Origin of the sequence: Massilia sp. UYP11, assembly GCF_050434805.1 — a bacterium.
Classification (GTDB): Bacteria; Pseudomonadota; Gammaproteobacteria; order Burkholderiales; family Burkholderiaceae_D; genus Telluria.
The window spans coordinates 1-5,983 of sequence record NZ_JBNDJE010000046.1 but is presented as its reverse complement, the minus strand read 5'-3'; the positions used below and the strand labels follow the sequence as shown (position 1 = coordinate 5,983).

Annotated in this window: 3 protein-coding genes and 1 rRNA gene; 1 reads left to right on the top strand and 3 read right to left on the bottom strand. The window is 62.3% G+C overall.

Features of this window, described 5'->3' with window-relative positions:
- A 16S ribosomal RNA gene (locus ABIB38_RS23985) occupies positions 1 to 66 on the bottom strand; the annotation flags it as partial.
- A 520-nt stretch (positions 67 to 586) separates the two neighbouring features.
- Between ABIB38_RS23985 and ABIB38_RS23980 the strand changes: the two genes are divergently transcribed.
- Positions 587 to 997 (top strand): DUF2061 domain-containing protein, encoded by a 411-nt coding sequence (locus tag ABIB38_RS23980; protein ID WP_429207302.1) that lies wholly within the window; start codon positions 587 to 589, stop codon positions 995 to 997.
- A 65-nt stretch (positions 998 to 1,062) separates the two neighbouring features.
- Here the strand turns inward: ABIB38_RS23980 and ABIB38_RS23975 are convergent, their stop codons facing one another.
- A complete protein-coding gene (locus ABIB38_RS23975; protein WP_429207300.1) occupies positions 1,063 to 2,502 on the bottom strand; it encodes a DUF3999 family protein in 1,440 nt (479 codons plus the stop codon).
- 18 nt (positions 2,503 to 2,520) lie between these two features.
- Positions 2,521 to 5,712, bottom strand: coding sequence for a DUF2339 domain-containing protein (locus ABIB38_RS23970; RefSeq protein ID WP_429207298.1), 3,192 nt, complete (start codon positions 5,710 to 5,712; stop codon positions 2,521 to 2,523).
- Between the last annotated feature and the right edge of the window lie 271 nt (positions 5,713 to 5,983).

Here is a 5,983-nt window from a genome sequence, read left to right as displayed (position 1 = left end):
TTCGACTTGCATGTGTAAAGCATGCCGCCAGCGTTCAATCTGAGCCAGGATCAAACTCTTCAGTTCAATCTCTGTTTGTTGACTCTTTCGAGTCACCCTACATTGCTGCAGGGGTCGCTCACTCAAAATACTGACCGTTACTTCATTGCTGAAGCAACGTATTTCTTTTTTGTGAACATTTGATAATTTAAGTAATCAAGAACCGAAGTTCTTGGCACCTTCATCAAACGCCCACACTTATCGACTGTTAATTTTTAAAGAACTTTATCCGGTGCTTCATCCCTGCTGTGTGCTTCGAATCGTTTTGTTCGTCAGCAGCAGAGAAGAGAGAGTATGAAGCGTTTTTTAAATCTCGTCAACCCTCTTTTCCTTCCGCTTCTCGCTGCCTTGAAGGCTGCGTCTGCGTCGGGAAAGCGCGACTATAGCAAATCGATGACACATCCCGCAAGCCCCCGGCTTACCGATTTTGCACCTCCAGCAATAGAACATTGCTATCAACATCTTCAATATTATTTGCTTTTAACTATGAGCGAGAATCATTATCATTTGGCTCTACAGTCGGCAAACGAAGTGAAGAGGTCAACCCATGGTCATCGCAGCGAAGAAAACCAGTCAGGTCATCACTCACATGGCGATCGCTTTCACGATCGCCTATGCGATGACGGGCTCGGTTGTGTTCAGCGGCCTGGCCATCATCATCGAACCGGTGATCAACGTCCTGCTGCTCCCCTTCCATGAAAGGGCCTGGGCCGCCGTCCGTGCCCGGGCAACGTCGGAACGTGACCGCTACATGAAGATCGCTGCGGAGAAGGTCAGCCAGACGCTGATGCACATGGGCGTCGCATTCGCAGTCATTTACTGCGCCACCGGATCGCTCGCCTTCGGCGGCCTGGTCGCCATCCTCGAGCCGGTCTGCAATGTGCTGCTGCTACCAGTCCACGACCGGTTCTGGGACAAGCTCGAATTGCGCATCAACAGTGGAATGCACGCCGCCTGAACCAATCATCCAGTCGCCAAGCCCGCCAGTCACCAACCGGCGGGCTTTTTTACATGCGCACCGATTCAGGCAACTGGCCGCTGGGCGCCGCTCTTGAGCTGGCGGAAGAGATGCCATGCCATCGCACCCAGCGCCAGGACGCCACTGACGAGCAATGCCCACAACCAGCCCCGCTTGTTTCCGGATGATCTTCCGGCGATATCGTCCGCAGCCTGGCCGGAGGACTGTTGCCGCACCAGATTTCCGGGCCTGGCCGCCGCCAGCCCGGCCAGCTCGCCCGCACTGAATCCCGGCGCCACCTGATGCAGCCCGACCCGGGCCGGGCGCACGCCGGTGCGGCCGAAAGCCAGTGTGTAAGGCGGCTTGCCGCCTGCGACGAACACCATGCTCGCGGGCGTCCAGCCCAGACGCAGGCCCGGGCGCTCGGACACATCGGTCTGCGGCCGCACGATCCACTGGGAGGCATGTGTCACAGGAATCTCGACGTCTCCAGAAGCCCGACGCCGCCCGTCCTGGACCATCTGATAGAACGTCGTGTTCACCAGTGACTGCAATTGCGGCGTGGTTCGCCCTTCCGCCTTGCGGCTGCGGATGGCTTCGTATTGTCCGACCTGTACTGGCATGACGACATTTTGCCCTGTGAATACCAGGCCGAGCGAGCGCGCAGGGATCGCGATGGGCGCCGTATAGGCCAAGTCCCGTCCGTCGCGACCGGAGGAGCCTTGCAGGACGATGGTCTCGAGATGCCGGGCAGCCTGCCGCTCGACCACATACTCGGCATGGATCGCGGAGAACGCGATCGGCTTGCCGTCCAACCAGCGGATGCGGGCATAGCGGAACGACCGCGGCGTGAACCCGATACGGTCTTTCTGCACGCTCGCGCCCTGGTCGTTGACCAGCCAGCTGAGCGCTGCCTCGGCCAGCTCATCCCAGTTTTGCAGGTCGTCACTGACATCGAGTGCCACCCAGGCGCTGTAGCTTCCCGCTCCCGGCGGCAGGGTCAATGCAAGCCCTCCCACCGGCGCCGCCGCGTCCACCTGCGCTGCGCTCGCGGCCGGTCGCAGGTCCAGGACCAGGCTCACCAGCTCATCGCTGGCAGCACGCGTCGGCGCCGTCACCGAAATGACGGCGCCGTCGGCTCCCGTTCGGATCTGCAGGCTGTCATGCACACGCCCGGCATCGCGTGCGGGGCCATGCACGGGAAAGACAGCGGCCGGGGTGGTTTGCCGGCTCACCACCGGCGGCGCAGCCAGGTCGACCAATGCGAACGGCAGCGATGCGCCGTCGGCATCGAACACGCGCAGGTCGTCCAGCTCCGGCGAGCGCGCATGCAGATAGACTTCGCGCGGCACCCGCAACTGCACGACGGCCTGATTGGCGTCGACACCGAGCGGGAGGATATGCGAATAGCTGGCCGGTCCATCTCCCGGACTGGCAATGGCGGCCGAAACAGGCAGGGCCGCCAAAACAATAGTGACAGTGCGCCGTTCGAAAAACGCGTACATGGTTATCCCCTGTTCAGTTCAAGCGGAAACGGCTGACGGCGCGGCCTGCGCTGTTTTCGGATAAGGCGCGAGGTAGCCGACCAACAGCAGCAACAGTCCGACACCGACGAAGGACACGACGCGCGCGATGCTGCCGCCGTTGGCCAGGTCGACCAGGAACAGCTTCGCTACCACGATCCCGAGCGCGAGTGCCCCGCCCCACCAGGCGCGCCGCATGGTCATGCGCGCGGAGAAACGCATGAGCACCAGTGCGCTTGCGCTCCAGACCAGGGACAGCATCGCTTGCACGGACTGCGATGCGGCGAGCGCGTCGAGACGGTAGTCGATGCCGCCGTAATGCGCCGCGCTGCGCAACAGGATGAGGTTGAACCAGATATAGGCCGCGATCGCGCCGCCGATCTTCAACTGATACATCAGCGCGTGAGGCGGCACGGGCCGGCTGGTGAGCTGGCGCAGCGCGTTCGCCCACAGCATCAACACGAAGCCGGTGGTCAGATCGAGCGGGTTCAGTAAGGGCACATAGGGCAAAGGCGACATCGCTCCGTCATGCCCCACATTCCAGAACACCGCCAGCATCGCCATCAACACGGTGCCGCTGGGGATGATGACGGTGCGATACCAATCCGCCAGCGGCGCGCTCGGCCACCTGTCCGCCTGACTGCGGCGCAGCAGGAACACCAGGGCAAGCATCATTGCCCAACTCGGCAAATAATTGCTCCAGGCGGCATCGCTGGCCCAGTCGCTGTGTGCCGCCAGGAGCGGTTCGCTTGGCCCGGCAAGCCAACGATCGATCAGGATGGCGCCGGCCGGCCAGATAGCCAGCCACGGTCCGGCGGTGCGCAGCACATGCAGCAGTCTGAGCGGGATCGGGCGGATTTCCGGACCGCTCGCGCTCCAGCGCAGCATCGCATACTCGCCGCCGGCCAGAAGAATTGCCCAGGCAAGCCAACCCGCGGCCTCCGGCAGCGTGTGGCTGGCATACAGCGTGTGCAAGGAAGCCGCCGTGACCAGGGCCAGCATGCCCCAGCAGGCACTCGCGAACCAGCGCAACTGTGGCCAGGCCAGGCGCGGGCCAAGCCGCATGCCCACCACCGCCGTGATCACGACCGCCGCTGCATACACGCAGGTCCAGCGCGCATACTGGCTACCCAGACCTGCCGGCAAATAGTCGGCGATCCTGCCTGCGGCGATATTGATGACCGGGCCGAACCACCAGATGCCCGCCCACAGTAGAAGTGCCGATGCAACCCCGCTTGTCGGGTGATTGGCGTCGCCCTGTTGGAGGTCGACACGCTGCAGCATGCGGCTGGTCGCGAATGCCGCGACGGCCAGCATGACGACGCCCAACAGCGGCTGCTCGCCGCTTGTCTCGAGCATGGAGGTGAACGACCAGCCCGGCGCGCAGATGATTCCCACGGCGGCAGCGCCCGCGACCTGGGCGGCCAGGGCGAGCCCGCGTGCCATCGGCCACGCCATGCTTACGCCAATCGCATACAACAGCACGGCCGTGAACAGCGCGCCGGCCACCATCCAGTTCGCCAAGGTACTGCCATCCGCACGGAACACCGCTTCGCTCCAGCAGGCGCCAAGCAGGGCGACGGCAGCGAGTAACAGGCCAACGCTGGCAAGCTCCGGCAGGCTGTCGTCCTTGCCGGCATGCTTGCGCAAGTTGGCCGCGATAAGAAACGCGCTGCAGCCGAGCAGCAGGAATCCCAACCACAGATTGGCTGCGAGCGCGGTGTCCACATCGAGCTTCGATGCAGCGGCAATGAAGCTCACCCAGGCGCCGACCTGTAAAAACAGTCCGAAGGACCATGCAAGCCGGCGCTGACTGCGCAGGCCGAGCCACACGAATCCAGCGCCTTCAACGGCCCACGCAGCCGAAGTCCAACGTGCATCGAGCGCAAATGGGACAGCGAGCGTGCCGAAGATGACGCCGACCACCGCGAAGGTCTCGACCATCAAACGCAAGCGCTCTTTCCCGCTGCGCCACAACAAAATGCCGAGCGCCAGATAGAACCCACCCAGGCCGAGCGCGGTAAAGGCAAGACCGAATTCCATCTCCCTGACCAGGCCGACCTGGAATCCAAAGGCGAGCAACGGCGTGCCCAGGACCAGCGTGATGTCGACGTAGTCCTTCATGCGCGTTCTCTCCCGGGTCGCGAATGCAAGAGGGATCGCGACGTAGCACAGGAAGAACAGGATCAGGAAGGCTTGCGCCGACCAGTAATGCTCCGGCGTGTAGCGGAGCCCGCCCCACGCCGCGCCGATGATGAAGGTGAAGACGAATCCCAGCAAATTGAGCGGATGCCATGAACGCATGAAGGCCAGGGCAAATACACCAGCGTTGAGCAGCGCATAGTAAGTAAAGAGTGCGATGTGGCTGCCGGCTTCCCCGCTCGCCAGCAGTACGGGAGAGGCAAAACCGCCCGTGATGCCGAATGCCGCGAGCCACGGCGCCTCCTGCAGGACCGCCAGCAGACAGGTGAAAGCCGTCAGGAACACCAGCAGCGCAAACGCCAGACCGGAAGGTATCAGCGCGTAGAGTCGGTAGGCGCTGAAGATCACCAGCATCAGGACGGCAATTGCGGTTCCCTGGATCGGCAGTGCGAGCTCCCTGCGCGCTAGGCGCAGGCGCCATCCCCAGGCCAGCAATCCAAAATCGGCCAGGACCACGGCGGCCAGGCGCAGTTCGATCGGAATGATGAGGGTCGTGGCGGCATATTTGAGCAGGAAGCCGATGCCGATAAAGAGGATCACGAGGCCGAGCTTGGCAACCAGGTTGCCGGTCAGGAGCCAGGTCCTGGCGGCGATGAGCCAGCGTGGCGGTGACTTCAGGTAGGGCTCCCGGACTGGTTCTTCATGGACTGTAGGTGCAGCCCTGGGGCGGGTAGGCTTCACCGGCTCCGGCGCCAGGATGGTGGTTGTGGTTCGCGGCGTCGAGGGGGCGATGGTATCGTCCGCCGCGGGGGCGGGGGGAGGAGTCCTGGCGAGATCGGATAGCGGCGTCGGCACCGCAGCCTCGTCGGCAGGACGCCCCGCGGGTGCGATGGGTGACGATGGCATCATGAGACGCTGTACCCGCCTGTTCAAGGCCGCCACCTGCCCTTCCAGCTCGGCGATCCTGCTCGCCTTGCTCAGTCCCATGAGCCACGCGACCAGAAACGGATAACCCAGTATTGCCAGTACCACGAAGCCGAGCTCATGCATGGTCGCCCCAAGGTCAGATGAGATTGGTGTATTGGTGGGATCAGTGACGTCCAGTCAACGCGGTGATGTAGTTGTCCTGGCTGTGGAAGAATATTAAAAGCCAGAAACAATTCAGGAAGCGAATTCTGCTTTTCGTTGCGCCTCGTCAAGTAACCAGGATGGTGAGAACCTGAAGCCGAAAAGCAAAAAACCCCACCAGGATCACCTGGTGGGGTTTTTCTATATAACTAGCCTGACGATAACCTACTTTCACACTGGTTGCAGCACTATC